This window comes from Streptomyces gardneri, from assembly GCF_006539185.1.
Classification (GTDB): domain Bacteria; phylum Actinomycetota; class Actinomycetes; order Streptomycetales; family Streptomycetaceae; genus Streptomyces; species Streptomyces gardneri.
Genome location: NZ_BJMN01000013.1, coordinates 134,907 through 161,265, shown reverse-complemented (window position 1 = coordinate 161,265; position 26,359 = coordinate 134,907). Strand labels below are relative to the sequence as shown.

At 72.1% G+C, this 26,359-nt stretch carries 23 protein-coding genes; 4 read left to right on the top strand and 19 right to left on the bottom strand.

Annotated elements, in window-relative coordinates:
• Window positions 1–273 precede the first annotated feature (273 nt).
• From SGA01_RS11680 to rsmH, 16 genes are all read right to left on the bottom strand, one after another.
• Window positions 274–1,389 (bottom strand): DivIVA domain-containing protein, encoded by a 1,116-nt coding sequence (locus SGA01_RS11680; RefSeq protein ID WP_141296241.1) that lies wholly within the window; start codon window positions 1,387–1,389, stop codon window positions 274–276.
• A gap of 55 nt (window positions 1,390–1,444) precedes the next feature.
• Entirely contained in the window at window positions 1,445–1,735 is a 291-nt protein-coding gene (locus SGA01_RS11675; RefSeq protein WP_055644055.1) for a YggT family protein, read from the bottom strand.
• A 77-nt stretch (window positions 1,736–1,812) separates the two neighbouring features.
• Entirely contained in the window at window positions 1,813–2,436 is a 624-nt protein-coding gene (locus SGA01_RS11670; protein WP_141296238.1) for a cell division protein SepF, read from the bottom strand.
• Window positions 2,437–2,575: 139 nt separating this feature from the next.
• Window positions 2,576–3,295, bottom strand: coding sequence for a YggS family pyridoxal phosphate-dependent enzyme (locus SGA01_RS11665; RefSeq protein ID WP_141296236.1), 720 nt, complete (start codon window positions 3,293–3,295; stop codon window positions 2,576–2,578).
• Window positions 3,292–4,032 (bottom strand): peptidoglycan editing factor PgeF, encoded by a 741-nt coding sequence (pgeF, locus tag SGA01_RS11660; protein ID WP_141296233.1) that lies wholly within the window; start codon window positions 4,030–4,032, stop codon window positions 3,292–3,294. Before pgeF ends, SGA01_RS11665 begins: the two co-directional genes overlap by 4 nt.
• Window positions 4,029–5,243 carry a cell division protein FtsZ gene (gene ftsZ, locus SGA01_RS11655; RefSeq protein WP_141296230.1) on the bottom strand — a complete coding sequence of 405 codons (1,215 nt, stop codon included), beginning with the start codon at window positions 5,241–5,243 and terminating at the stop codon, window positions 4,029–4,031. Before ftsZ ends, pgeF begins: the two co-directional genes overlap by 4 nt.
• Window positions 5,244–5,524: 281 nt before the next feature.
• On the bottom strand, window positions 5,525–6,328 hold the full coding sequence (locus SGA01_RS11650; RefSeq protein ID WP_141296227.1) for a cell division protein FtsQ/DivIB: 804 nt from the start codon (window positions 6,326–6,328) through the stop codon (window positions 5,525–5,527).
• A gap of 20 nt (window positions 6,329–6,348) precedes the next feature.
• Complete coding sequence (gene murG / locus SGA01_RS11645; protein ID WP_024757246.1) at window positions 6,349–7,443, bottom strand: undecaprenyldiphospho-muramoylpentapeptide beta-N-acetylglucosaminyltransferase; 1,095 nt, start codon at window positions 7,441–7,443, stop codon at window positions 6,349–6,351.
• Window positions 7,444–7,449: 6 nt separating this feature from the next.
• Complete coding sequence (gene ftsW / locus SGA01_RS11640; RefSeq protein ID WP_141296225.1) at window positions 7,450–8,790, bottom strand: putative lipid II flippase FtsW; 1,341 nt, start codon at window positions 8,788–8,790, stop codon at window positions 7,450–7,452.
• Window positions 8,791–8,845: 55 nt separating this feature from the next.
• Complete coding sequence (gene murD, locus SGA01_RS11635) at window positions 8,846–10,291, bottom strand: UDP-N-acetylmuramoyl-L-alanine--D-glutamate ligase (RefSeq protein WP_141296222.1); 1,446 nt, start codon at window positions 10,289–10,291, stop codon at window positions 8,846–8,848.
• A complete protein-coding gene (gene mraY, locus SGA01_RS11630) occupies window positions 10,273–11,343 on the bottom strand; it encodes a phospho-N-acetylmuramoyl-pentapeptide-transferase (RefSeq protein ID WP_141296219.1) in 1,071 nt (356 codons plus the stop codon). The genes murD and mraY overlap by 19 nt, the downstream gene beginning before the upstream one ends.
• Entirely contained in the window at window positions 11,340–12,764 is a 1,425-nt protein-coding gene (locus SGA01_RS11625) for a UDP-N-acetylmuramoyl-tripeptide--D-alanyl-D-alanine ligase (RefSeq protein WP_055644046.1), read from the bottom strand. The genes mraY and SGA01_RS11625 overlap by 4 nt, the downstream gene beginning before the upstream one ends.
• Window positions 12,765–12,768: 4 nt before the next feature.
• Window positions 12,769–14,472, bottom strand: coding sequence for a UDP-N-acetylmuramoyl-L-alanyl-D-glutamate--2,6-diaminopimelate ligase (locus SGA01_RS11620; RefSeq protein WP_141296216.1), 1,704 nt, complete (start codon window positions 14,470–14,472; stop codon window positions 12,769–12,771).
• Window positions 14,473–14,488: 16 nt separating this feature from the next.
• Window positions 14,489–16,483, bottom strand: coding sequence for a peptidoglycan D,D-transpeptidase FtsI family protein (locus tag SGA01_RS11615; protein ID WP_141296213.1), 1,995 nt, complete (start codon window positions 16,481–16,483; stop codon window positions 14,489–14,491).
• 7 nt (window positions 16,484–16,490) lie between these two features.
• Window positions 16,491–17,060 (bottom strand): cell division protein FtsL, encoded by a 570-nt coding sequence (ftsL, locus tag SGA01_RS41850; protein ID WP_255325179.1) that lies wholly within the window; start codon window positions 17,058–17,060, stop codon window positions 16,491–16,493.
• Window positions 17,057–18,013, bottom strand: coding sequence for a 16S rRNA (cytosine(1402)-N(4))-methyltransferase RsmH (gene rsmH, locus SGA01_RS11605; RefSeq protein ID WP_141296210.1), 957 nt, complete (start codon window positions 18,011–18,013; stop codon window positions 17,057–17,059). The genes ftsL and rsmH overlap by 4 nt, the downstream gene beginning before the upstream one ends.
• Before the next feature lie 358 nt (window positions 18,014–18,371).
• Here rsmH and SGA01_RS11600 point away from each other — a divergent pair, with 358 nt between their 5' ends.
• The 4 genes from SGA01_RS11600 (at window position 18,372) to SGA01_RS11585 (ending at window position 23,918) form a co-directional block, all read left to right on the top strand.
• Window positions 18,372–18,911 carry a beta-class carbonic anhydrase gene (locus SGA01_RS11600; protein ID WP_055644042.1) on the top strand — a complete coding sequence of 180 codons (540 nt, stop codon included), beginning with the start codon at window positions 18,372–18,374 and terminating at the stop codon, window positions 18,909–18,911.
• 215 nt (window positions 18,912–19,126) lie between these two features.
• Entirely contained in the window at window positions 19,127–20,146 is a 1,020-nt protein-coding gene (locus SGA01_RS11595; protein WP_141296207.1) for an AAA family ATPase, read from the top strand.
• Window positions 20,146–21,495, top strand: coding sequence for a DUF58 domain-containing protein (locus tag SGA01_RS11590; RefSeq protein ID WP_141296205.1), 1,350 nt, complete (start codon window positions 20,146–20,148; stop codon window positions 21,493–21,495). The genes SGA01_RS11595 and SGA01_RS11590 overlap by 1 nt, the downstream gene beginning before the upstream one ends.
• Window positions 21,492–23,918 (top strand): transglutaminase TgpA family protein, encoded by a 2,427-nt coding sequence (locus SGA01_RS11585; protein WP_141296202.1) that lies wholly within the window; start codon window positions 21,492–21,494, stop codon window positions 23,916–23,918. The genes SGA01_RS11590 and SGA01_RS11585 overlap by 4 nt, the downstream gene beginning before the upstream one ends.
• Window positions 23,919–24,144: 226 nt before the next feature.
• Here SGA01_RS11585 and SGA01_RS11580 read toward each other — a convergent pair whose 3' ends face one another.
• The 3 genes from SGA01_RS11580 to SGA01_RS11570 all read right to left on the bottom strand — a co-directional run bounded on the left by SGA01_RS11580 (window position 24,145) and on the right by SGA01_RS11570 (window position 26,208).
• Window positions 24,145–24,549: an SCO2097 family morphological protein gene (locus SGA01_RS11580; protein ID WP_055644039.1), complete on the bottom strand. Its 405-nt coding sequence runs from the start codon at window positions 24,547–24,549 to the stop codon at window positions 24,145–24,147.
• A gap of 272 nt (window positions 24,550–24,821) precedes the next feature.
• A complete protein-coding gene (locus SGA01_RS11575) occupies window positions 24,822–25,610 on the bottom strand; it encodes a methyltransferase (protein ID WP_141296199.1) in 789 nt (262 codons plus the stop codon).
• A gap of 67 nt (window positions 25,611–25,677) precedes the next feature.
• Window positions 25,678–26,208: an SAV_6107 family HEPN domain-containing protein gene (locus SGA01_RS11570; RefSeq protein WP_141296196.1), complete on the bottom strand. Its 531-nt coding sequence runs from the start codon at window positions 26,206–26,208 to the stop codon at window positions 25,678–25,680.
• Window positions 26,209–26,359: the final 151 nt, after the last annotated feature.

Below are 26,359 nucleotides of genomic sequence, written 5' to 3'. Positions count from 1 at the left end.
GGGGTCCGGGGCGGAGCCCCGGTTTCGGGAAGGGGCGGGGTGGGGGGAGGCCCGCCGCAGGCGCCACCCGGCCACCCGCAGCCGTGCGACCGCGTACCGGCCGCCCCGGGCCGGCCGCCCCCGCCGGCCGCCCCCGCCGGCCGCCCCGGGACCGGCTCGCCCCCGGGACCGGCCCGCCCCCGGGTACGGCGAAGGGCCGGGGCCCGGTGTTACCCGGGGCCCGGCCCTTGCAGCCTGCCGACGGCTACGCGCTCATCGCGCGACCGCCCGCCGTCAGTTGTCGTCCTCGTCGATCAGGAAGCCCCGCATCGGCGCCGGCGCCTGCTGCATCGGCTGGGGAGCCTGCGGCCTGACCGGAGCCATCGGCTGCGTCATCGCCGGGGACATCTGCTGCTGGCCGCCGTAGGAGGGCGCACCGCCCATGGACGGCGCGCCGCCCATGCCGCCGTTGCCACCGTAGGACGGGGCGCTCGCGCCGGCCGAGGCCATCGAGGGCGCCGGCGGCAGCGAGGCCGTCGCCGGGGTCCGCGGCGGAGCCAGCGAGTCGTCGGCCTGGGTCTCCAGCTGACGCAGCTGCGACTCCAGGTACGACTTCAGGCGCGTGCGGTACTCGCGCTCGAAGCCGCGCAGGTCCTCGACCTTGCGCTCCAGCGTGGCGCGGGCGGACTCCAGGGAGCCCATCGCGACGCGGTGCTTCTCCTGGGCGTCCCGCTCAAGGGCGTCGGCCTTGGCGCGGGCGTCCCGCTCCAGGCCCTCGGCGCGCGAGCGCGCCTCGCCGACGATCTTGTTGGCCTCGGAGCGGGCCTCGGCGATCGCCTGGTCGGCGGTCTGCTGGGCCAGCGAGAGGACACGCGCGGCACTGTCGCCACCCGGGGCCTGCGGAGGCTGCTGCTGCATCTGCTGCTGCTGCATCTGCTGCTGCGGGTGACCCATGGGGCCGCCCTGCATCGGGCCGGGACCCATGGGGCCGCCCTGCATGGGGCCACCCTGCATCGGGCCGGGGCCCATGGGGCCGCCCTGCATGGGGCCGCCCTGCATCGGGCCGGGGGGAAGCGCGGGGGCACCGGAGGGCAGCTGCGGCGGGCCCATCTGCGGCGGCTGCTGCTGGACCGGCGGTCCGGATATGGCCGCGGGCACGGGCGCGCCGGGACCGACGGGACGATCCTGCGGCTCCGGGGGCTTACGCATGCCCTGCTGCTGCTGGTTCTGCGCGGCGGCACGCGTCGCGGCGGCCAGCTTGGCGCGCAGGTCCTCGTTCTCCCGGAGCAGGCGGGTCAGCTCGGCCTCGACCTCGTCGAGGAAGGCATCGACCTCGTCCTCGTCATAGCCTTCTCGAAGGCGGACGGTCGTGAACTGCTTGTTCCGCACGTCCTCGGGGGTCAACGGCATCTCTTCTTCACCTCTACGTAGTCGTCGGCAGTCGGCAAGACCGTATCGTCCACATTCACCCGGCGAACCTGCTCACGAGGGAGATCAGGATGTAGACGATGATCATCAGAACGAAGAAGGACAGGTCGAGTGCCACGCCCCCGAGACGCAGCGGCGGGATGAGTCGCCGCAGAAGCTTGAGCGGTGGATCGGTGACAGTGTAAGTGGCCTCCAGAACGACCACCATCGCCTTACCGGGTTGCCATGAACGCGCGAACTGGAAGACGTAGTCCATGACCAGCCGGACGATCAGGAGGACGAGGAAGCACATCAGCACGATGTAGACCACCTGTAGTGCGACGCCCATCCCGCGTTTCCCTCTCCCCTGGCTTACGTGCTCTCACTTGCCCGGCCGCGTCGCGGCCGGTCCGTCCGGTTCCGTTCTCAGCTCTGGTTGAAGAATCCGCCCTCTGCGATCCGGGCCTTGTCCTCCGCCGTGACATCGACGTTAGCAGGCGACAACAGGAACACCTTCTGCGTCACGCGCTCAATGCTGCCATGGAGCCCGAAGACGAGTCCGGCGGCAAAGTCGACAAGTCGCTTCGCGTCCGTGTCGTCCATCTCCGTGAGGTTCATGATCACGGGGGTGCCCTCACGGAAGTGTTCCCCGATGGTACGGGCCTCGTTGTAGGTCCGGGGGTGCAGCGTGGTGATGCGGTAGGGCTCCCGCTCGGACACGACCTTGGGCATGATCACCGGTGCGTTCTTCTCCAGGCTCGGGCGTTCGGGTGTGATGGATGCCACGGGGGCAATTCGGGCCGGACGTCCGCTTTCGGCGAGTACCGGGACAGAATGAGCGACCGGTTCCCGGGGCGCCGGAGGCTGCTGCACCACACGCACCGGTTCCTCGCGCTCCATCTGTCGCGGAGGGGTGTGGCGCCGTTCACGCTCGGGCTCCGGCTCCAGCTCGGGTTCGAAGTCGTCGTCGGGGTCGAAGCCCCGGCCGTCGTACCCATCGTCCTCCACGAGGCCGAGGTAGACCGCCATCTTGCGCATCGCGCCGGCCATTCTCTGAGTCCTCCGCTCTGTGGTGGATCGCCGTACAGGCCAATGTCGCAGCGTCACGAAGTGCCCGCGATCCACAGGCCACCCCGCCGTTCTGCGGAATGACCATATTTTCTGCTGTGGTCCGACTTGCTTCGCGACGTTACCCGAGCTTCGGGCGGACGCCGAGTACCGCCGTACCGACGCGTACGTGTGTCGCCCCGGCAGCGACGGCCTCTTCGAGGTCCGCACTCATCCCTGCTGACACCATGTTCGCAGCCGGACGGGTCGCGCGCAGGGCAGTCGACAAATCCATCAACCGGTCGAAGGCGGCGCGTTGTCTGCCCGCGTACGGGCCGGAGAGCGGCGCGACGGTCATCAGGCCGTCCAGCCGCAGCCCGGGGGCGCCGTCCACCGCGGCCGCCAACTCCTCGACGCCCTCCGGCGAGACACCGCCACGGGCGCCGCGCTCCCCGGACTCGGCGTCGAGCGCGACCTGGAGCAGACAACCGAGCTCCCGCCCCTCCTTCTCCGCGGCCGCGGAGAGAGAGGAAACGAGCTTCAATCGGTCGACGGACTGCACCACATCGGCATAACCCACCACGGATCGGACCTTGTTGGTCTGCAACTGGCCCACGAAGTGCCAGGTCAGATCAAGGTCCGCACACGCGGCGGCCTTGGGAGCGGCGTCCTGGTCCCGGTTCTCGGCGACATGACGCACGCCCAGTCCGTGCAGCAGGCGCACATCGCTCGCGGGGTAGGTCTTGGTGACCACGATCAGGGTCACCTCCTCCCGCGCGCGCCCGGCGGCGGTGCAGGCGGCGGCGATGCGCTCCTCCACCCCGGCGAGATTCTCGGCGAGTTGCGACTTCCGGTCCGTCATGTCTCTTCCTGGGTCAACCAGACATATCCCGCGAGTCGCCCGGTGGTGCGGTCGCGGCGGTACGAGTAGTGGTCACCGGATTCCCGGGTGCAGACCGGGTCGGCCCGCCGGTCCGTGACGCCGAGCCGTTCGAGCTGGGCGTGCACTCCGGCGGTGACGTCGACGGCGGGGGTGCCCCAGCTCGTCTCGGCCCACGCGGCGGGCTCGGTCTCCGCGACCTCGGCCCGCATCGCCTCCGGCACCTCGTAGCACCGCCCGCAGACGGCGGGGCCGGTGCGGGCGACGATCCGGGCCGGGTCGGCGCCGAGGCGGATCATGGCCTCGACGGCGGCGGGGACGATCCCGGCGACCATGCCGGGCCGCCCGGCGTGGGCGGCGGACACGACCCCGGCGACGGGATCGGCGAGCAGGACCGGGACGCAGTCCGCGGTGAGGACGGCGAGGGCGAGGCCGCGGGTCGCGGTCACGAGACCGTCGACCGCCGGGACGGCCTCCCCGGTCCACGGGCCCTCGACCTCGGCGACGTCGGCGCCGTGCACCTGGTTCATCCAGACGACCCGCGCCGGGTCGAGCCCGAGGGCGCCGGCGGCCAGCGCCCTGTTGGTCCGTACGGACTCGGGGTCGTCCCCGACCGCGCCGCCGAGGTTGAGCTCCTCGTACGGAACGGCGCTCACCCCGCCCCACCTGTCGGTGAAGGCGAAGTGCGCGCCGTTCGCGTCGAAGGACTGCCCTATCACTTCAGAAAGTCCGGGACGTCCAGCTCTTCGGCCTGGGAGTCCGCGTACGGACGGGCCGGCGGGACGACCGGCGGGGCCGGCGTCAGCGGGGTCTCGTTGACGACCGGGAGCGGCTCGACCGGGACGGAGACCGGCTCCTCGCGGGGGGCCACCGTGCCGAGTCCACCCATCGGGCGGGAGGGCTCGCTGATGCGGGGCGCCGGAGCCGGCTCCTCGCGCTTGGCCGAGACCGAGCCGATGATGTTGTCCCGGCGGGCCGGCGGCTGGCCGCCGTCGAAGCCGGCCGCGATGACGGTGACCCGGACCTCGTCGCCGAGGGCGTCGTCGATGACGGCGCCGAAGATGATGTTGGCCTCGGGGTGGGCGGCCTCGCTGACCAGCTGCGCGGCCTCGTTGATCTCGAAGAGACCGAGGTCGCTGCCGCCGGAGATGGAGAGCAGCACGCCGCGGGCGCCGTCGATGGAGGCCTCCAGGAGCGGCGAGGAGATCGCCATCTCCGCGGCGGCCACCGCGCGGTCGTCGCCACGGGCGGAGCCGATGCCCATGAGGGCGGATCCGGCCTCGGACATGACCGACTTGACGTCGGCGAAGTCGAGGTTGATCAGACCCGGGGTGGTGATGAGGTCCGTGATGCCCTGGACGCCGCTCAGCAGCACCTGGTCGGCCGACTTGAACGCGTCGAGCACGGAGACCTGGCGGTCCGAGATCGACAGCAGTCGGTCGTTCGGGATGACGATGAGGGTGTCGACCTCTTCGCGGAGCTCGGCGATGCCGTCCTCCGCCTGGTTGGCGCGACGCCGGCCCTCGAAGGTGAAGGGTCGGGTGACCACACCGATCGTCAGGGCGCCGAGCGAGCGCGCGATGTTGGCGACGACGGGTGCGCCGCCGGTGCCGGTGCCGCCGCCTTCGCCGGCGGTGACGAAGACCATGTCGGCCCCCTTGAGGACCTCCTCGATCTCCTCACGGTGGTCCTCTGCCGCCTTGCGACCGACGGCCGGGTTCGCCCCGGCGCCCAGGCCGCGGGTGAGTTCACGACCGACGTCGAGCTTGACGTCGGCGTCGCTCATCAACAGCGCTTGCGCGTCGGTGTTGATCGCGATGAACTCGACGCCCTTGAGGCCGACCTCGATCATTCGGTTGATGGCATTGACACCACCGCCGCCGACACCGATGACCTTGATGACTGCGAGGTAGTTCTGCGGTGCTGCCACGTCGAAGGCCTCTCGCCTCGAGTTACGTGTCGCCGCTACGCGGTGGTTGGTCGCGCTGCGACGACGGATGCCGATTGGGGCGGTCCGGAACGCCGACCCAAACCCTAACGTTGAAGTTTAGGGTTACCAGTGTCTCTGTTCGCTGGACTCTTCCGAACGAGACACTAAGTCGACAAGCGGCGCACGTTCAACGAACACGCCGAACCTCCCGTTTTTCTTTTCACCCTATGTGATCACCCAGAGCGCTGGCCAACCAGGGTGCTGGCCAGGGCCGATACCCGTCAACTGCCGGACGACGCGGGTGCCGTGGGGGCACTTACATCGAAGTGCCCCGCTTTGGGCGAGGCCTTCATGAGAGCGGTCAGCACCCTGGCTTTCACCGGGCCGTGCTCGACGCTCCCCCAGAAGACGCTGCGCCCCTTGGTCAGTTCCAGAGTGACGGAGTCGTACGAGGTGACGCGGACGACACGAGTGTTCCGGGCGATTTCCTCCGGGAGTTCACCCCTGACGCGGACCGCCTCGCCCAGCAGCCGGTCCGCGTCGAAACGGCGCAGGCTGGGCGAGGAGGCCGCGTCGAGGACGAGCCGGGGGACGCCCTTGGGGGCGGTGTCGACGGTGGCGAACCGGACGCCGGTCGCGTCCACTTCGACGAACTTCGTGCCCTTTTCCAGCAGGAGAACGGGCTTCCGTTCTGTCACTTTCAGACCGATTCCGTGCGGCCAGGACCGCACGACGTCGACCGATTCGATGCGCGGGAGCGCCTGCCGGAGCCGTGCCTCGATCGCCTCGACGTCGACGGAGACGAGCGGCGCGCCCGCCGGAACGGCGGCTACCGCCTCGACCTCGCCCGGGGTCAGGACCCGGGTGCCGGAAGTCTTCACACGTTCCACACGGAACCAGGTCGACCCGTAGAGAGCCCAGACCACCCCGGCCGTGAGCAGCGCGATGCCGAGCACGACGAGGAGCACGCGGGGGGCGGGCACCCGGAATCGACGATTCCGGGCGCCTGTGCGGGACGGCCGCTCCGACGACCCCTTCGACTTCTTCGCGCCGCTCTTCTCGGCGGTCGTCGATCCGGCTGCCACGCTTCCGCCTTTCGCCGCCGCTACGCCTGTCGGCGGGCGGCGATCGCCTCGTACACCATGCCGACGAGCAGGTCGTCGGCGTCCCGGCGGCCGAACTCGGCGGCGGCACGGGACATCTCGTACAACCGGTGCGGATCGGCCAGTACGGGCAGGACGTTGCCCTGCACCCACTGCGGCGTCAGCTCCGCGTCGTCGACGAGGAGTCCGCCGCCCGCCTTGACCACCGGCTGGGCGTTGAGCCGCTGTTCGCCGTTGCCGATGGGCAGCGGGACGTACGCGGCCGGCAGCCCGACGGCGGAGAGCTCGGCGACGGTCATCGCACCCGCACGGCAGAGCATCATGTCGGCGGCGGCGTACGCGAGATCCATCCGGTCCACGTACGGTACCGGCACGTACGGCGGCATACCGGGCATGTTGTCGACGCGCGGCATTTCGTTCTTCGGGCCGACCGCGTGCAGGATCTGGATGCCGGAGCGCTGGAGCACCGGGGCGATCTGCTGGACGACCTCGTTGAGCCGCCGGGCGCCCTGCGAGCCGCCCGAGACGAGCAGCGTCGGCAGGTTCGGGTCGAGCCCGAAGGCGGCGCGCGCCTCGGGGCGCACCCGGGCGCGGTCGAGGGTCGCGATGGTGTGCCGCAGCGGGATGCCGATGTAGCGGGCGTTGCGGAGCTTGCTGTCCGGGGTGGCGACGGCGACCCCGGCCGCGTACCGCGAACCGATCTTGTTGGCCAGGCCGGGCCGGGCGTTGGCCTCGTGGACCACGATCGGCACCCCGAGCCGCTTGGCCGCGAGGTAGCCCGGCAGCGCCACGTAGCCGCCGAAGCCGACGACGCAGTCGGCCTTCGTGCGCTCCAGGATCTGCTCGGCGGCCTTGATGGTGCCGCGGAGCCGTCCGGGGACGGTGATCAGCTCGGGGGTGGGCTTACGGGGCAGCGGTACGGCGGGGATGAGCGCCAACTCGTAGCCCCGCTCGGGCACGAGCCGGGTCTCCAGACCCTTTTCCGTGCCCAGCGCTGTGATCCCCACGCTGGGGTCCTGCCTGCGCAGGGCGTCCGCGAGGGCCAGCGCGGGCTCGATGTGGCCGGCGGTCCCCCCGCCGGCGAGTACGACATGCACCGAAATTCACCGCTCTCCGGACGGGCGCTTCTTGACGCGCCGTCGCATCGACTTCCATCTCACCCCGGCCCGCTTGCCCCAGCCGGGGCGGCGCATGGCCAGGGCCGCTTTCGCGGCGGGATCCTGTCGCGCGAAGGCGATGAGGAGCCCGACGGCGAACATGGTCGGCAGCAGGGCCGACCCCCCGTACGAGAACAGCGGGAGCGGGACTCCGGCGATCGGCAGCAAGCCGAGCACCGCACCGATGTTGATCACGGCCTGCGCCGTGATCCAGGTGGTCACGCCTCCCGCGGCGTACCTCACGAAGGGGTCCTCCGTGCGTCCGGCCACGCGGATACCCGCATAGCCTAGAGCCGCGAACAGGGCGACTACCGACAGCGTCCCCGCGAGACCCAGTTCCTCACCGGTGACCGCGAAGATGAAGTCGGTGTGCGCTTCGGGGAGTTGGCCCCATTTCTCCACACTGGCACCGAGCCCGGAACCGAACCATCCGCCCGAGGCCAGAGCATAGATTCCGTGCGCGGCCTGGAGGCAGGGGGCTCCCTCGCCGCCTGGGTCGGTCGCGCCGATGCAGTCGAAGCGCTTCATCCTGTTGTCACTCGTCTTGATCAGCAGCACGCCGATCGCGCCGGCGACGGAGAGCACTCCGACGAAGAGCCGGGTGGGCGCGCCGGCCGTCCACAGCAGGCCGAAGAGGATCGCGGCGAGGATGATCGAGGTGCCCATGTCGCCACCGAGCATGATCAGACCGAGCAGCATGAAGGCCACCGGGACCAGCGGGACGAGCATGTGCTTCCACTGGGACAGCAGCCGCATGTCCTGCTTGCGGGCGAGCAGGTCGGCCCCCCACAGGATCAGCGCCAGCTTGCCGAACTCGCTGGGCTGGAGCTGGAAGGGGCCGCCGAGCGAGATCCAGTTCTGGTTGCCGTTGACCGAGTGCCCTATCCCGGGGATCTGCACGAGCACCATCAGGAAGACCGCGCCGACCAGAATCGGGTAGGCCAGCGCCCGATGCAGCTTCACCGGCATCCGGGAGGCGGCCAGGAGCAGTCCGGTGCCCAGGAGCGCGGCGAAGAACTGCTTCCGGAAGAAGTAGGAGGGCACGAGGTCGTAGCGGAGGGCCGTGATCATCGAGGCGGAGAAGACCATCACCAGGCCGAGCATGGTGATGAGCAGGGCCGCACCGATGATCACGTAGTACGCCGTGAGGGGCCTGTCCCAGGCCTTCAGCGCCCGCTCGTAGAGCCGCCGTACGCCCCCGCCGCGGGTCCGCCGCGGGGTCGCTGGGGCCCGCCCTCCGCCGCGTACGGCGGAAGGCCGGCGTGTCCCGGCGATCTTGCTCGGCATGGTCGCTGCCCCCTCCAGTCGTGCCCGGTCCGGCCGGACCCTCCCACTGGTCGGGTCAGGCGTCCCGGGTGGCGGCGAGGGCGCGGACCGCGTCCGCGAAGGCCTCGCCGCGCTTGTTGTAGTTGGTGAACATGTCCATCGAGGCGCAGGCCGGGGCGAGAAGCACCGTGTCCCCCGGGCGGGCCAGCCGGGCCGCTTCCCGGACCGCCTCGGACATCGCCCCAGTGTCGGTCCGGTCGAGGTCCACCACCGGTACCTCCGGGGCGTGTCGCGCCAGGGCTTCGCGGATCAGCGCGCGGTCGGCGCCGATCAGGACGGCCCCGCGCAAGCGCTTCGCCGACCTCTGTACGAGCTCGTCGAAGGCGGCCCCCTTGGCGAGGCCGCCGGCGATCCAGACGATCGGGTCGTAGGCCGCCAACGAGGCTTCCGCGGCGTGGGTGTTGGTGGCCTTGGAGTCGTCGACGTACGTGACTCCCTGGACCTCCTCGACCAGTTCGATGCGGTGCGGGTCGGGCCGGAAGGCCTTCAGTCCGTCCCGTACGGCCTTCGCGTCGACGCCGAAGGCTCGGGCGAGGGCGGCCGCCGCGAGGGCGTTGGCGATGTTGTGCGGGGCCGGGGGCTGCACGTCGGCGACCTCGGCGAGCTCCTGGGCGTTCTTCTGCCGGTTCTCGACGAAGGCGCGGTCCACGAGGATGCCCTCGACGACGCCCAGTTGGGACGGGCCGGGGGTGCCGAGGGTGAAGCCGATGGCACGGCAGCCCTCCTCGACGTCGGCCTCGCGGACCAGGTCCTCGGTGACCTTGTCCGCGACGTTGTAGACGCAGGCGACCTGGTTGCCCTCGTAGATCCGGCCCTTGTCGGCGGCGTACGCCTCCATCGAGCCGTGCCAGTCGAGGTGGTCGGGCGCCAGGTTGAGCACGGCGGCCGAGTGGACGCGGACCGAGGGCGCCCAGTGGAGCTGGTAGCTGGAGAGCTCGACGGCGAGTACGTCGAGATCGCGGTACGTCTCGTCGCAGACGGCGTCGAGGAGCGACACCCCGATGTTGCCGACGGCGGCGGTCCGCAGACCGGCCGCCTCCAGGATCGAGGCGAGCATCCGCACGGTCGTGGTCTTGCCGTTGGTGCCGGTGACCGCGAGCCAGGGGGCGGCCCCGGGGCCGCGCAGGCGCCAGGCAAGCTCGACGTCGCCCCAGACCTCCACGCCCGCCTCGGCGGCGGCCGCGAAGAGCGGCTTGTCGGGCCGCCAGCCGGGGGTGGTGACGATCAGCTCGGTGCCGGACGGCAGGGTGGCCCCGTCGCCGAGGCGGACGGTGATGCCCTCCGCCTCCAGGTCGGCCGCCTGGGCCCGGGAGCGCTCGTCGTCGCCGTCGTTGACGACGGTCACGAGCGCGCCGAGGCCGTGCAGGACGCGGGCGGCCGGGATGCCGGACACCCCGAGCCCCGCGACGGTGACCTTCTTGCCGTTCCAGTCGAGCTGTTCTGTCACTTCTCTGCTGCCCATCCCGCGTAGAAGAGGCCCAGGCCCACGATCACGCACATGCCCTGGATGATCCAGAACCGGACGACGACCAGGACCTCGGACCACCCCTTGAGTTCGAAGTGGTGCTGGAGGGGGGCCATCCGGAAGACGCGCTTGCCGGTCATCTTGAACGAGCCGACCTGGATGACCACGGACATCGTGATCAGCACGAACAGGCCGCCGAGCAGGGCCAGCAGGAGCTCCGTACGGGAGCAGATGGCGAGACCGGCCAGCGCGCCGCCGAGGGCCAGCGAGCCGGTGTCACCCATGAAGATCTTGGCGGGCGAGGTGTTCCACCACAGGAAGCCGAAGCAGGCACCCATCAGCGCGGAGGCGACGACCGCGAGGTCCAGCGGGTCGCGCACCTCGAAGCAGGCGTTGGGGTTGGTCAGGGTCAGGGCGTTCGCACAGGACTCCTGGAACTGCCAGAGCCCGATGAAGGTGTACGCGCCGAAGACCATCACCGAGGCGCCGGTGGCCAGGCCGTCCAGACCGTCCGTCAGGTTCACGCCGTTGGACATGGCGAGAATCATGAAGAGCGCCCAGATCACGAAGAGCACCGGGCCGATGGTCCAGCCGAAGTCCGTGATGAACGAGAGCTTCTCGGAGGCCGGGGTGAGACCGCGCGAGTCGGAGAACTGGAGCGCGAGCACCGCGAAGGCGATGCCCACGATCAGCTGGCCGGCCATCTTCGCCTTGGCCCGCAGGCCCAGCGAACGCTGCTTGACGATCTTGATGTAGTCGTCGAGGAAGCCGACCAGGCCCATGCCGGCCATGAGGAACAGCACCAGGACGCCCGAGTACGTCGGGTCCTCACCGGTGATGACCTTGGCCAGGGCGTACGCGATGAGCGTGGCCAGGATGAAGGAGATGCCGCCCATGGTGGGCGTGCCCTTCTTCCCGGCGTGGCCGCGCGGGCCGTCGTCGCGGATGAACTGCCCGTATCCCTTGCGGGCGAGCAGCTTGATGAGCAGCGGGGTGCCGATCAGGGTCAGGAAGAGCCCGATGGCCCCCGCGAAGAGGATCTGCCTCATCGTCCGGCGACCTCGCCCTCGGTGTCGAGGAGGGCCAGCGCGACCCGTTCGAGACCGACCGACCTGGAAGCCTTCACAAGGACGACGTCCCCCGGGCGCAGCTCACTGCGCAACAGGTCGACAGCCGCCTGCGCGTCGGACACGTGCACCGACTCCTCACCCCACGAACCCTCGTTATATGCGCCCAGTTGCAGCCAGGACGCTTCCCTGTCCCCGACCGCGACGAGCTTGCTGACGTTGAGCCGGACGGCAAGCCGTCCGACCGCGTCGTGCTCGACGAGCGATGCGTCACCGAGCTCGGCCATCTTGCCGAGCACCGCCCACGTACGAGCCCCTCGGGCCTGTGCGGCCCGGCCCATGGACGCGAGCGCGCGCAGGGCGGCTCGCATGGACTCGGGATTCGCGTTGTAGGCGTCGTTGACGATCGTCACGCCGTCCGGACGCTCGGTGACCTCCATGCGCCAGCGCGACAGGGTGCCGGCCTCGGAGAGCGCGGTGGCGATCTCTTCGACAGGCATGCCCAGCTCGTGCGCGACGGCGGCCGCGGCGAGCGCGTTCGACACGTGGTGCTCACCGTACAGGCGCAAGGTCACGTCACTGCACCCGGTGGGTGTGTGAAGCCTGAAAGAAGGCTGTCCGTTCTCTGTGAGGAGGACGTTCTCGGCCCGTACGGCCGCTTCGTCCGCTTCGCCGAAGAGGATCACGCGGGCCTTGGTGCGGCTCTCCATCGCGCGGACGAGCGGGTCGTCGGCGTTGAGGACCGCGACACCGCCCTCCTCGGCGGAGGGCAGGCACTCGACGAGCTCGCCCTTGGCCTCGGCGATCTGCTCCCGGCCGCCGAACTCGCCGATGTGGGCGGTGCCCACGTTCAGGACGAGGCCGATACGGGGTGGGGTGAGGCCGGTGAGGTAGCGGATGTGCCCGATGCCGCGGGCGCCCATCTCCAGGACCAGGTGCCGGGTCTCGTCGGTGGCCTTCAGCGCGGTGAGCGGCAGGCCGATCTCGTTGTTGAGGGAGCCGGGCGTCCACACGGTGGGCGCGTGCCGGTCGAGGACCTGGGCGATCAGGTCCTTCGTGGAGGTCTTGCCGGCGGAGCCGGTGAGGGCGACGACATCGGTGCCGAGCCGCCGGACGACCGCGCGGGCGAGGGCCCCCAGCGCGGCCTGGACGTCGTCCACGACGATCGCGGGGACGCCGACGGGGCGGGCGGCGAGTACGGCCGCCGCTCCCGCCTCGACGGCGCGCTCCGCGTAGTCGTGGCCGTCGACGTGCTCGCCGGCGAAGGCGACGAAGAGGCTGCCGGGCCGCACCTCGCGGGAGTCGATGACGACGGGCCCGGTCGCCCGGGCGGCCGGATCCGGTATGTCGTGCGTCTGCCCGCCGACGATTTCGGCGATCTCGGCGAGGGAGAGGGCGATCACTGCTTCATCCCTGACTGTTCTGGTGGCTGTCTGTGTCCTTGCCGCCCACCAGGGCGGCCCGGCCGTTCTGTTCGAGGATCGCCGCGCGCAGGACCTGGCGGTCGTCGAAGGGGCGTACGACCCCGGCGATCTCCTGGCCCTGCTCGTGGCCCTTGCCCGCGACCAGGACGGTGTCGCCCGGCTGCGCGCGGGCCACGGCTGCGGCGATGGCGGCGGCGCGGTCGGCGATGACGAGGACCTCGCCGCGGCCTTCTGCCGGGACCCCGGCGGCGCCCGCGAGCATGGCGGAGAGGATCACGAGGGGATCCTCGGAGCGGGGGTTGTCGGAGGTCAGGACGGCGGTGTCGGCGAGCCGGGCCGTCGCGGCGCCCATCGGGCCGCGCTTGGTGGTGTCCCGGTCGCCGCCGCAGCCGATGACCACGTGCAGCTTGCCCTCGGTGACCTCGCGCAGGGAGCGCAGGACCGATTCGACGGCGTCCGTCTTGTGGGCGTAGTCGACGACCGCGAGGTACGGCTGGCCGGCGTCGACCCGCTCCAGGCGGCCGGGGACGCCGGGGACGGCGGCGATGCCGTCGGCGGCGCTCTTCGCTTCGAGGCCGGCGGTGGCCAGGGTGGCGAGGGCGGCGAGGGTGTTGGCGACGTTGAACGGGCCGGGCAGCGGGGCGGTGGCGGAGATCCGCTCGCCCTTCGGGCCGACGGCGGTGAACGTCGAGTCGTGGGAGCCGAGGACGAGGTCCTCGGCGCGCCAGTCGGCTTCCGCGCGGCCCTCGGCGGAGAAGGTGACGACCGGGACGGTGGCCTCCTTCGCGAGCCTGCGGCCGTACGCGTCGTCGAGGTTCACGACGCCGAGCCTGCTGCGCTCGGGCGTGAAGAGCGCGGCCTTGGCCCGGAAGTAGTCCTCCATGTCGGAGTGGAACTCCATGTGCTCCGGGCTGAGGTTGTTGAAGACGGCGACGTCGAAGACGCAGCCGTCGACCCGGCCGAGCACGAGGGCGTGGCTGGAGACCTCCATGGCGACCGCCTCGACGCCCCGCTCGCGCATGACGGCGAAGAGCGCCTGGAGGTCGGTGGCCTCGGGGGTCGTGCGCTCCGACTTGATGCGCTCGTCGCCGATGCGCATCTCGACGGTGCCGACGAGGCCGGTGCTCCGTCCGGCGCCGCGCAGGCCGCCCTCGACGAGGTAGGCCGTGGTGGTCTTGCCGGAGGTGCCGGTGATGCCGATCTGGAGGAGGTCGGCGCCCGGCCGTCCGTAGATCTCGGCGGCGAGCTCGCCCATCCGGCCGCGTGGGTTCTCGACGACGAGGACCGGCAGGCCGGTCGCGGCGGCGCGCTCGGCGCCCGCCGGGTCGGTGAGGACCGCGGCGGCTCCGAGCCCGGCGGCCTGGGCGACGAAGTCGGCGCCGTGCGCGCGGGCGCCGGGCAGGGCCGCGTACACGTCGCCGGGGCGTACGGCCCGGGAGTCGTGTGTGATGCCCGTGATGACCACGGGGCCGGGGTCGGCGCCGGAGGTCTCGACGCCCAGCTGTGCGGCCAGGTCGCCCAGGGGTGTCGGGCGGGCCTGCTCCGGCCGGGGCGGGGTGGTTCGGTACTGATCAGCGTGTGGCACGGCGGTGAGCGTACCGGGCGCACCCTGTGCGGGGCCAAAAGAGCCCGGGGCGTCGCCGGAGTTCGATTTCCGGTTCCCGGAATGGTTGGTGATCGTTGTCACTGGTGCTCCCGGAGTGTCACGGGGTGGGTTCGAAGGTGACCGGCAGGCGGGCGGGCTCGCCGCCCGTGGGGGCGGTGTGCAGGGTCTTGAGGGCGAACTCCATGACCTTCTTGTAGATGGGGCCGCAGATCTGGCCGCCGAAGTAGCTGCCCTTGGTGGGGTTCTGGATGGCGCAGTAGACGGTGACCTGGGGGTTGTCGGCGGGGGCGAACCCGGCGAAGGAGGCGGTGTAGCCCTTGTAGCGGCCGAGCTCGGGGTCGACCCGGTTGGCGGTGCCGGTCTTGCCGGCGACGCGGTAGCCGGGGATGGCGGCCCGGTTGCCGGTGCCTTCCCGGTCGTCGACGACGGACTCCAGCATCTTGGCGAGGGTGTCGGCGGTCTTCTCGCTGACGACCCGGCTCTCCTTGGGGGCGGCGGCCGGGCTGAAGCGGCCGTCGGGCCCCTTGGTGCCGCGGACGAGCGTCGGCTCGATGCGTACGCCCTTGTTGGCGATGGTCGAGTAGACGGAGGCGGCCTGCATGGCGTTCACGGAGAGGCCCTGGCCGAAGGAGATTGTGTACTGCTGCGAGGTGGACCAGTCCTCGGGTTTGGCGAGGATGCCCGGGGTCTCCCCCGGGAAGTCGAGGCCGGTGGGACTGCCGATGCCGAACTTGCGCAGGTAGGTGTGGAGGATCCGGTTGGACTCGGGCTGGGTGGCGCCGAGCTGGCCGGTGGCGAGGATCGTGCCGATGTTGCTGGACTTGGCCAGGACGCCGTTGAGCGTCAGGTACCAGGTCGGGTGGTCGATGTCGTCCTCGAAGAGCCGGTCGCCGCGGTGGAGCCGGTTGGGGACGGTGACATGGGTCCCGGGGGTCGCCTTGCCCTCCTCCAGGACGGCGGCCATGGACATGACCTTGCTGGTGGAGCCGGGCTCGTAGGCGTCCTGGAGGGCGGCGTTGCCCATGGAGGCCGCGTTGGCGGCGGAGAGGTCGTTGGGGTCAAAACCGGGGGCGTTGGCCATGGCGAGGACCTCGCCCGTCCTCGTGTTCTGCACGACGACGTAGCCCCGGTCGGCCTTGGACTTCTTCACCTGCTCGGTGATGGCCTGCTGGGCGGCCCACTGGATGTCCCGGTCGATGGTGAGCTCGATGTCGGAGCCGGGGACGGCGGGAGTGCCCTGGGAGCCCGCGGTGGGCACCTGGCGGCCGCCGGACTCGGTGAAGCGGACCTTGCCGTCCTTGCCGGCGAGCTCCGGGTCGAGCATGGACTCGACGCCGCCGGCTCCCTTGCCCTCGGCGTTGACGTAGCCCAGTATCCCGGCGGCGAGCTCGCCGTTCGGGTACACGCGCTTGGTGCTGGGCTCGCTGAGGATGCCGCCGAGCAGATTGACGCCGGTGCCGCCGGTGGCGCGGGCCTTCTCCCCGTAGACCTTCCTGAGGTCCTTGATCTGGTTCCAGACCTGCGGGGTCTGCTTGCGCGCGAGCAGGGTGTAGCGGGACTTGGGGGTACGGAGCTTCTTCGCGAGCTCGGCGGGCTCCTTGCCCAGGATCGGGGCGAGGAGGGCCGCGGCCTGCTCGGGCGCGTCGGGGACCTTGGACTCCTCGGGCGTGAAGAGCTTGGGGTCGGCGGTGATGTCGTACGCGTCGACGCTGGCGGCGAGCGCGATGCCGTTGCGGTCGGTGATCTCGCCCCGCTCGGCGGAGAGCGTGTGGTCCTGGAAGCGGTACTTGTCGGCCTTGGCCGCGTACGCGCTGGCGTCGACGGCCTGGACCTGGAGCAGCCGGACGACGAAGACCAGCATGACGAGGGTCAGGCCGAGGGAGATCAGCCGGAGCCGGGGCCGGGGGCTGCCGAGCCGGATGGTGCGGGGCTGCCGGGCCGGGGGCCGGGGCGCGGGGCGCCTCGCGGCCGGGCGTGGCGCGGGGCGCGAGGCGGCGGGACGCGAGGGGCGGGCTCCGGCGGAGGCGGGCCGGGGGCGGGTGGGCCGGGCGGGTCCGGGGACGCGGCGGCGGGGTGGCTCCTTGGAGGGCACTGCTCGGTCACCTGCCGGAGGATCGTCGGGGGTCCGGGACCTCTGGTACCGGCGTTGTCCGTGCGGGGCTGGTGCCGGTGAGGCCCGGGCCGGTGGGGGTCGGGCGCGTGATGGCGGTGTTCGCCGCGGGCTGCTGGGCGCCGACGGGCGGGGGCTTCGGCGTGGAGGTCGGCGTGGGGGTCGGCTTCGGGGTGGGCGTGGGCTTCGGGGCGACCGCCACCGAGGGCTCGCCGAGCACCTTGCCGTCCGGGCCGAGGAAGGCGGGGCTGCCGCCCGGGACCATGCCCAGCTCACGGGCGCGCCGCTCCAGGGCGTCGGGGGCCGCGTAGTCGTCCACGTCCCGCTGGAGCGCCTGTTCCTCGTCGGTGAGCTCGGTGGTCCTGTCCTTGAGCTCGCGCAGCTTGAAGGAGCCCTGGTTGAGGGCCGAGTTCAGCAGGAGCAGGGCGATGAGCCCGCCGCCGAGGAGCACGAAGACGAGCAGGACGAAGGGGGTACGGGCGGCCGAGCTGGGCCCCGACGGCATGAGCCGACCGAGTCGCGCGGCCCGCCCTTTGAGGGGCCCCTTCGCCGTGCTCACAGCACGTCCTCCCGGATGCGCTGCGCGCCGCGGAGACGGGCGGGCGCGGCGCGCCGGTTCTCGGCGACCTCTTCCTCGGTGGGGAGCTCGGCGCCCCGGGTGAGCAGCTGGAGGCGCGGCTGGTACTTCTCCGGGACCACGGGCAGTCCGGGCGGCGCGGTGGTCGCGGCGCCGGCGGCGAAGACCTGCTTGACGATGCGGTCCTCCAGCGACTGGTACGAGAGGACGGCGACCCGGCCGCCGACGGCGAGGGCCTTCACGGCCGCCGGGATCGCCTTCTCGACGCTGTCGAGCTCGCGGTTGACCTCGATGCGCAGGGCCTGGAAGGTCCGCTTGGCCGGGTTGCCTCCGGTGCGCTTGGCCGCCTGGGGCAGGGAGTCGCGGATGAGTTCGACGAGCCGGGCGCTGTTGGTGAAGGGCTCCTTCTCGCGCTCGCGCACGACCGCGGAGACGATCCGCTTGGCCTGCTTCTCCTCGCCGTACGCGCGCAGGATGCGGACGAGTTCGCCGGCCGGGTAGGTGTTGAGGACCTCGGCCGCGCTGATGCCGGTCGTCTGGTCCATGCGCATGTCGAGCGGGGCGTCCTGCGCGTAGGCGAAGCCGCGGTCGGCCTCGTCCAGCTGCATCGAGGAGACGCCCAGGTCGAAGAGGACGCCGTCCACCTTGGGGATGCCGAGCCGGTCGAGGACCTCGGGCAGCTCGTCGTACACGGCGTGGACCAGCGTGGCGCGCTCCCCGTAGGGGGCGAGGCGCTCACCGGAGAGGCGCAGCGCCTCCTTGTCCCGGTCGAGGGCGACGAGCCGCACCTCGGGGAACCGCTGGAGCAGGGCCTCGCTGTGGCCGCCGAGGCCCAGGGTGCAGTCGACGACGACCGCGCCGGGGCGCTCCAGTGCGGGGGCCAACATGTCCAGGCACCGCTGGAGCATCACCGGGACGTGGCGGTCGTTGCTCAATGCGCCCTCTCAGATCCGGCGCGGTGGTACGTACCGCCGGGCTCTCGCCCCGCGCCGGCCGCCGCGCGAGCGGGAGCAGGCCGAGTCGTGGGTACCGCCGCGCACACGGGGGAGAAACCGCGGAAACCGCTCGATGTCTCCGTGAACTTCGCGTCACTTTAGTCCACGTGACCCGCCGGTCAATCAACCGGCTGGCGCGTCGCCCGGAGCCGGTGGAGCCGTGGGACATTCCGGACGGCTCACTCGTTCGGGGCCCTGCTTTCGACACCTGTGGGTTAGCTCACAACAAGGCTCATTGACGTTCTTTGTCCCCTCTCACACCAGGCCAGGCGGCCCTGTGCCCGTTAACGTCGGAGCCATGTCGACCTCCGCGCACCCCTCTGCCGACGCCATACGCACCGCCGGCACGGTCACCGACCGTCTCGTCGAGGCGAACGAGCGCTACGCCTCCGACTTCACCGACCCGGGAATGGACGCGCGGCCCGTGCTGGGCGTCGCCGTCGTCGCCTGCATGGACGCCCGTCTCGACCTGCACGCCGCCCTCGGCCTGGAGCTCGGCGACTGCCACACCATCCGCAACGCGGGCGGCGTGGTCACCGACGACGTGATCCGGTCCCTCACGATCAGCCAGCGCGCCCTCGGCACCCGCAGCGTCATGCTGGTCCACCACACGGGCTGCGGTCTCGAATCGCTCACCGAGGACTTCCGGCACGAGCTGGAGGACGAGGTCGGCCAGCGGCCGGCCTGGGCGGTCGAGGCCTTCCGCGACGTCGACCAGGACGTCCGGCAGTCGATGCAGCGGGTGCGGACCTCCCCCTTCCTGCTGCACTCCGACGATGTCCGGGGCTTCGTCTTCGACGTGACCTCCGGCCTGCTGCGCGAGATCGACCCCGCCTAGTACAGGCCCCGGGACCTGCTCCGGAGCCTGTCCGCTCCGGCTCGACCCGCCCGGCGTCGAGTCGGCATACCGGATCAAACCCCGGCATTTCCCTCGCACTTGTCCACAGGCGAGTGACACGACACGGCCACGCCAACAAGAATGCTCGCGTGACACCCCCCGAAACATGTCCCCGGGGGCAGGTGTCCGTGTTCCGGAAGGCCGAGGAGGGCCGGGTGACGACCTATGACGATCGAGCGAGCCTCACTGATCTGACCACGACCGCGGAGCGTGTCCGCGGGTCGGTGGAGAGTGTGATCGAGGGCAAGCCCGAGGTCGTACGGCTTTCTCTGACCGTGCTGCTCGCCGAGGGGCACCTCCTCATCGAGGATGTCCCCGGCGTCGGCAAGACCATGCTCGCCAAGACCCTGGCGCGGTCCATCGACTGCTCGGTGCGCCGCATCCAGTTCACCCCCGACCTGCTGCCCTCGGACATCACGGGCGTGTCGATCTTCGACCAGCAGCGTCGGGAGTTCGAGTTCAAGCCGGGCGCGATCTTCGCGCAGATCGTGATCGGCGACGAGATCAACCGCGCCTCGCCGAAGACCCAGTCCGCGCTCCTGGAGTCCATGGAGGAGCGGCAGGTCACCGTCGACGGCCAGACCTACGAGCTGCCCAGCCCGTTCATGGTCGTCGCCACCCAGAACCCGGTGGAGATGGAGGGCACCTACCCGCTGCCCGAGGCCCAGCGGGACCGCTTCATGGCCCGGGTCTCCATGGGCTACCCGAGCGCCGAGGCCGAGCTCCAGATGCTCGACGTGCACGGCTCGGTGTCCCCGCTGGACGACCTCCAGCCGGTCGCCCACGCCCACGACATCACCAAGCTGATCGAGGCCGTGCGCGCGGTGCACGTCGCCGACGCCGTCCGCCGGTACGCGGTCGACATCGTCGCCGCCACCCGCACCCACCCCGACCTGCGGCTCGGCGCCTCCCCCCGGGCCACGCTCCACCTGCTGCGGGCCGCCAAGGCCTCCGCCGCGCTCAGCGGCCGCGAGTACGTCCTGCCGGACGACCTCCAGGCCCTCGCCGCGCCCGTCCTCGCCCACCGGCTGCTGCCGACGGCGCAGGCCCAGCTGAACCGGCGCACCGCCGAGCAGGTCGTCCAGGACATCCTCCAGCGCACCCCCGTCCCGGCCGCGGCCCCGCCCGCCGGACCTCTCTACGGCCAGCAGCAGCCCGGCGCCCGGCGGCTGTGATGACAGGCGCTGCCGTACCGGACGGGCAGCGGGGCGACGACGACCGGGGCGGTCTGCGGGCCGCCTTCGGCGGTCTCACCACCCGCGGCCGGTCCTTCCTCGCCGCCGGGGTGGCCGCCGCCGTCTGCGCGTACGTGCTCGGCCAGGCCGATCTGCTGCGCGTCGGGCTGCTCCTCGCCGCCCTGCCGCTGATCTGCGTCCTCGTGCTGCACCGCACGCGCTACCGGGTAGCGGCCTCCCGCCGCCTCACCCCGCAGCGGGTGGAGGCGGGCTCCGAGGCCCGGGTCCAGCTCCGGATGGAGAACGTCTCCAAGCTCCCCACCGGGCTGCTCATGCTCCAGGACCACGTGCCGTACATGCTGGGGCCCCGCCCCCGCTTCGTCCTCGACCGGGTCGAGGCGGGCGGCCGGCGCGAGGTCTCCTACCGGGTCCGCTCCGACCTGCGCGGACGCTTCCCGCTGGGCCCGCTCCAGCTCCGGCTCAACGACCCCTTCGGGATGTGCGAGCTGACCCGTGCCTTCAGCGCGTACGACACCCTCACCGTCGTCCCGCGCACGGAGCCGCTGCCCCCGGTGAAGCTCGCCGGCGAGGCCGCGGGGTACGGCGAAGGGCACCAGCGCTCCCTCGCGCTCGCCGGCGACGACGACGTCATCCCCCGCACCTACCGGCACGGCGACGACCTGCGCCGGGTGCACTGGCGCTCCACCGCCCGCTACGGCGAGCTGATGGTCCGCCGCGAGGAGCAGCCGCAGCGGGCCCGCTGCACCGTGCTCCTGGACACCCGCCGGGTCGCCTACCAGGGCACGGGCCCCGACTCCGCCTTCGAGTGGGCCGTCTCCGGCGCCGCCTCCTCCCTGGTGCACATGCTGGAGCGCGGCTACGCGGTCCGGCTGCTCACCGACACCGGCAGCGCCGTGCCCGGCGAGGGCTCCGAAGGCTTCGCCGGTTCGGCACACGACTCGGCCGACACGGCCGGTCTGATGATGGACACCCTCGCGATCGTCGACCACTCCGAAGGGGCCGGGCTCTCCCGCGCCTCCGACGTCCTGCGCGGCGGGAACGAAGGACTGCTCATCGCCTTCCTCGGCGACCTCGACGAGGAGCAGGCGGCCCTGACCGCCCGGATGCGCGGGCGGTCCGGCGCGGCCGTCGCCTTCTTCCTGGACTCGGGCACCTGGCTGACCGGCGGCGCGGTGAGCGGGCGGGTCGAGAAGCGCGTACGGCAGCTGCGCGAGGCGGGCTGGACGGCGCTGGCCGTACCGCCGGGGGCGCGGATCGCCGACCTGTGGCAGCAGGCGGCGGGAGCCCGTACGGAATCCGCCGCCGACAGCTACGGAGGTTGGTCATGAGCGGCCGCGCACGGCTGACCCTCGCCTCCTGGGGCGCCACCCTGATGGCGGCCGGGGCGCTGCTCCCGCTGGTGAAGCCGGCGACCTGGATCTTCACGGCGGCCTTCGTCCTCGCCCTGGTGAGCGGTGTGGGCACGCTGGCCCGGCGGGTACCGCTGGCCCGGCCGCTGACACTCCTCGCGCAGGTGGCCGTCGTGCTGCTCGCGCTCACGGTGTTCTTCGCCCGGGAGCAGGCCGTCCTCTGGCTGATCCCCGGTCCGCAGGCCGTCTCGCACGCCGTCGATCTGTTCCAGGCGGGCGCCGAGGACGTCGGCCGGTACGCCATCCCGGCGCCGGACACCGAGGGCATCCGGCTGATGCTCGTCGGCGGGGTCGTCGCGATCGGGCTCCTGGTGGACACCCTCGCGGTCACCTTCCGCAGGGCGGCCCCGGCCGGCCTTCCGCTGCTCGCGCTGTACTCGGTGGCGGCGGGTCTCTCCGGTGGCGGCGCGGGCTGGCTCTGGTTCCTCCTCGCGGCCTCCGGCTATCTGCTGCTGCTCCTCGCGGAGAGCCGCGACCGGCTCTCCCAGTGGGGGCGGGTCTTCGGCGGCGCCCAGCGTTCGGGTCGGCCGGGCTCGGCGGTCGCGAGCGGCGGTCCCGCCTTCGCCCCCGCCCGCACCGGTCGCCGGATCGGCGCCGTCGCGATGGGCGTCGCCCTGGTGGTACCGCTCGCGCTGCCGGGCCTCTCCGGCGGTCTGTTCGGCGGTGGCGGCGGTGAGGGCGGCGGGGGCTCCGGCCCCGGCGGCACGATCTCCGCCGTGAACCCGCTGGTCTCCCTCCAGGACAATCTGCGCCAGCCGGAGGACCGGGAGGTCCTGCGCTACCGGACCAACGCCCGCGACACCAGCGGCCTGTACCTGCGGCTCGTCGCCCTCGACCAGTTCGACGGCGCCTCCTGGAAGTCCTCGGTCCGCCCGATCGAGGACGTGCCGAAGCAGCTGCCGTGGCCCGAGGGGCTCGCTCAGAACGTCAAGGTCAGCGAGGTGACCACCAATCTCGTCGCCTCCGAGGCGTACCAGCAGCGGTGGCTCCCCATGCCGTACCCGGCGGGCCGGGTCGACATCAGCGGGAAGTGGCGCTTCGAGCCGGCGGGCCGGATGCTCGTCGGCGACGAGAAGCAGACCACCAGCGGCATCCGCTACCAGGTCTCCAGCCTGGACGTGCAGCCCACGTCCGGACAGCTGGCCGCGGCAGGGACCGCCCCGGAGAAGCTGCGCGCCGAGTACACGAAGATCCCCGCGTCCCTCCCCGCCGATGTGAAGGCGACGGCCCGGGAGGTCACGAAGGGTGCGCGCAACGACTACGAGAAGGCGGTGAAGCTCCAGAACTGGTTCGCCGACGACGGCGGCTTCCGCTACGACGTCGAGGTGAGCTCCGGCACCGGGGTGCAGGCGATCTCCCGCTTCCTGAAGGACAAGGAGGGCTTCTGCGTCCACTTCTCCTTCTCCATGGCGGCGATGGCCCGCTCGCTCGGCATCCCCGCGCGGGTGGCCGTCGGCTTCATGCCGGGGACGACGCAGACCGACGGCTCGGTCTCTGTGGGCATCCGGGACGCGCACGCCTGGCCCGAGCTGTACTTCGACGGGGCGGGCTGGATGCGCTTCGAGCCGACGCCGTCGCGGGGCTCCACCCCGGCGTACACCCGGCAGGACACGCCCTCGGGTACGGCCACCGGTCCCGCGCAGCCCGAGCAGAGCGCCTCGGCGCAGCCGTCCGCCGCGCCGAGCGCCTCGGAGAGCTGCACGCCGCAGATGAAACGGCTCGGCGACTGCGGTCCCGACGCGGCGGTGGCCGGTGCGGAGGCGGACGGCTCCGGCCCGAACCCCCTGACGGCCGTGCTGCTGACGCTCGGGGCGCTCGTGGTGCTGGCGCTGCCGTTCCTGCCGGCGCTGTGGCGGACCCGTGTGCGGGCCCGGCGGCTCGGTCCGGGCGGCGGACGCGGTCCGGAGGACCTGGCGGCGCGGACCCTCGCGGTCTGGCAGGAGATCACCGACACGGCCTGGGACTACGGGGTCGAGCCGGACGAGTCGATGACGCCGAGGAAGACGGCGGCGCGGATGGTCCGACTGGGTGAGCTGAGGGGCGAACCGGCGGACGCGGTGCACCGCGTGGCCCGTGCGGTGGAGGAGGTGCTGTACGCGCCCCGGCCCGTGCCGGCCGCGGGTCTCGCCGAGGAGGCCGCCCGGGTCAGGGCGGGTTTCCACGCGAGCGCCGACCGCCGTGCGCGGCTGCGCGCGGGGCTGGCCCCGCGCTCTGCGGTCCGTCTCCGCTGGGAGGCCTCGGCCCGCTGGTCGGCCGCGACGACGGTGTGGTCGGTACGCCGCCACACGCTGGTCTCGCGTACGGCCTCGCTCCTCCGCCGCACCCCGCGCGAAGCGGGCTGACGGCCCTGGTGGACCGCCGCTCCGGCGGAGTGGCGGTCCACCAGGCGGCCCCAGGCAGACACACGTCGGGGGCCAGGTGAGCGCAAGTCGGGTGCGAGGCGGGCTCAAGTCGGGCTCCAGGAGGCACCGGCGGAACGACGAAGCCCCGCAGGGCATCGCGCCTCATGGCGCGGGCCCTGCGGGGCTCGATCGTTGTCAGGGTGCGGGGCTACCGCTCAGGGGGCCGTCAGTGGCCGCCGCCCTGCTGTTCGTCGCGGCGGCGCTGCCACCGCTCTTCGATCCGATTCATGGCGGAGCGTCGCTGCCGGGTCTGGCGACCACCGGTCGCCGTCCCACCCCTGGCCTGCTGTTCGCCCGGCTTGGGCGCCTTGCGCCATCCGGTGACCGCCAGGACCGCGCAGCCCAGCATGACGAGGAATCCCACCACGCTGATCCAGATCTGCTGTGCGACCATTCCGGCCATGAGGAGCGCGATACCCACCAGGAAGCCGGCGACTGCCTGGTAAACCCGTCGGCGGGTGTACGTACGCAGCCCGCTTCCCTCGAGCGCTGTCGCGAACTTGGGATCTTCGGCGTACAGCGCTCGCTCCATCTGCTCGAGCATTCGCTGCTCGTGCTCCGAGAGCGGCACGGAGTCCTCCTAGTCGTCGGTCGCGGGGGCGACCGGTTTGCGGCCCTTTCAGGATAGGCAGGGAATCGCCCCCGTGAAACCCGCCCACAATGCCGAATAGCCAATCCGGGCCGCCATGCGGATCGGTTGCTGAGGCGTTGATTCCCCAGCACCATCTCCGTCATGCCGGATGGTGTCCCCCGATCATACGGGGCGGAACCCCACATCGGGCGGGCTGTGGCGTACTCCATCGCCGTCTGCGGCCCGCACCGCCGAACGAGTGCCGGTGGCTGTCAGGCGCGCTTCTCGCCGAGAACGTGCAGCTGGGTGGCGATGGCGTGGAAGGAGGGCAGCTCCGCGGCCGCGGCCTCCAGCTTGAGGAGAGCCTCCGCGGCGCCCGGCTCGGTGTCCACGAGGACGCCCGGAACCAGGTCGGCGAAGACCCGGACGCCGTGCACGGCGCCGATCTCGAGACCGGCCTCCGCCGTGAGCTCGGCGAGCTGCTCGGCGGTGAAGCGGCGGGGCACCGGGTCGCCCGCACCCCAGCGGCCGTCCGGGTCGGTGAGCGCGTGCCGGGCCTCGGTGAAGTGCCCGGCGAGCGCGCGTGCCAGCACGGCGCCGCCGAGCCCGGCGGCGAGGAGGCTGAGGCTGCCGCCGGCGCGGAGCGCGGCGACCGCGTTCCGCACGCCCTCGGCGGGGTCGTCGACGTACTCCAGGACGCCGTGGCAGAGCACGACGTCGTACTGCTCGCGCTCGACCACGTCGAAGAGACCGCGGACGTCGCCCTGGACACCGGTGACCCGGTCCGCGACCTCGGCCTCGGCGGCCCGGCGCTCCAGCGCGAAGAGGGCGTTGGGGCTGGGGTCGACGACGGTGACGCGGTGTCCGAGGCGGGCCACCGGCACGGCGAAGTTGCCGGAGCCGCCGCCCGTGTCGAGGACATCGAGGCTGTCCTTCCCGGTGGCCTTGACCCGACGGTCGAGGGCGTCCTTGAGGACGTCCCAGACGACGGCGGTACGCAGGGAGGCGCGCGACGGTCGCGACGACGTCTCTCGACCGAAGACAGGGGAAGGGTCCGGCACGGCTGTTGACTCCTCGGTGACGGGTACGGACGCTCCCCACCCTATGGCCTCCGGCCTGCGTTTCGGATCATCCGTCGGCCTCTCCGGCCCCCGGCTGACGGGGCAGCACCGGCTGGAGGACGAGCAGCCGCTCGACCAGCCGCAGGAACAGGGCGGCGTCCCGCAGCAGGTCGTCGGCCTCGCGCCGGCTCGCCGCGCTCGTGATCCCGGCCTCGGCGCGGGCCCTGCGCTGGGCGCCGGAGGCGAAGAGGGCGCTCCACTCGGTCAGCTCGGGCGCGAGCTGGGGCAGCAGCTCCCAGGCGCTCCTTATGCGCTGCCGGTGGCGAGGCGCGGTCTCGGGCCTGGCCCGGGCGGCGAGCACGGCGGCCGCGGCCCGCAGGGCGGCGAGGTGGGCGGTGGCGTACCGCTCGTGGGGCCGGTCGAGGACGGCGGCCTCGGCGAGTCCGGCGCGGGCCTTGGCGAGCAGGTCGAGGGCGGCGGGCGGGGCGCCGGCGCGACGCGGGACGGGGTGGACGTCGGAGGCTGGTCCGGACCGTGCGGGAGCGGCGGTGCCGCCGGGGCGGGGGCGGGGCGCGGCTGCTGCGGAAGGGCTGGCCATGACGTGCCTCCTGTCGTCGCGTGACGGCGCTGTGGCCGTATGTGTCCATCGTGCAGGGCCCCACTGACAACGCGGGCTGACCTGGGCTTTTGCGTGATCCACTACCCCGGGGTAACTTTTGAACTGACCAGTCAGTTCAAAAATGGGGAAG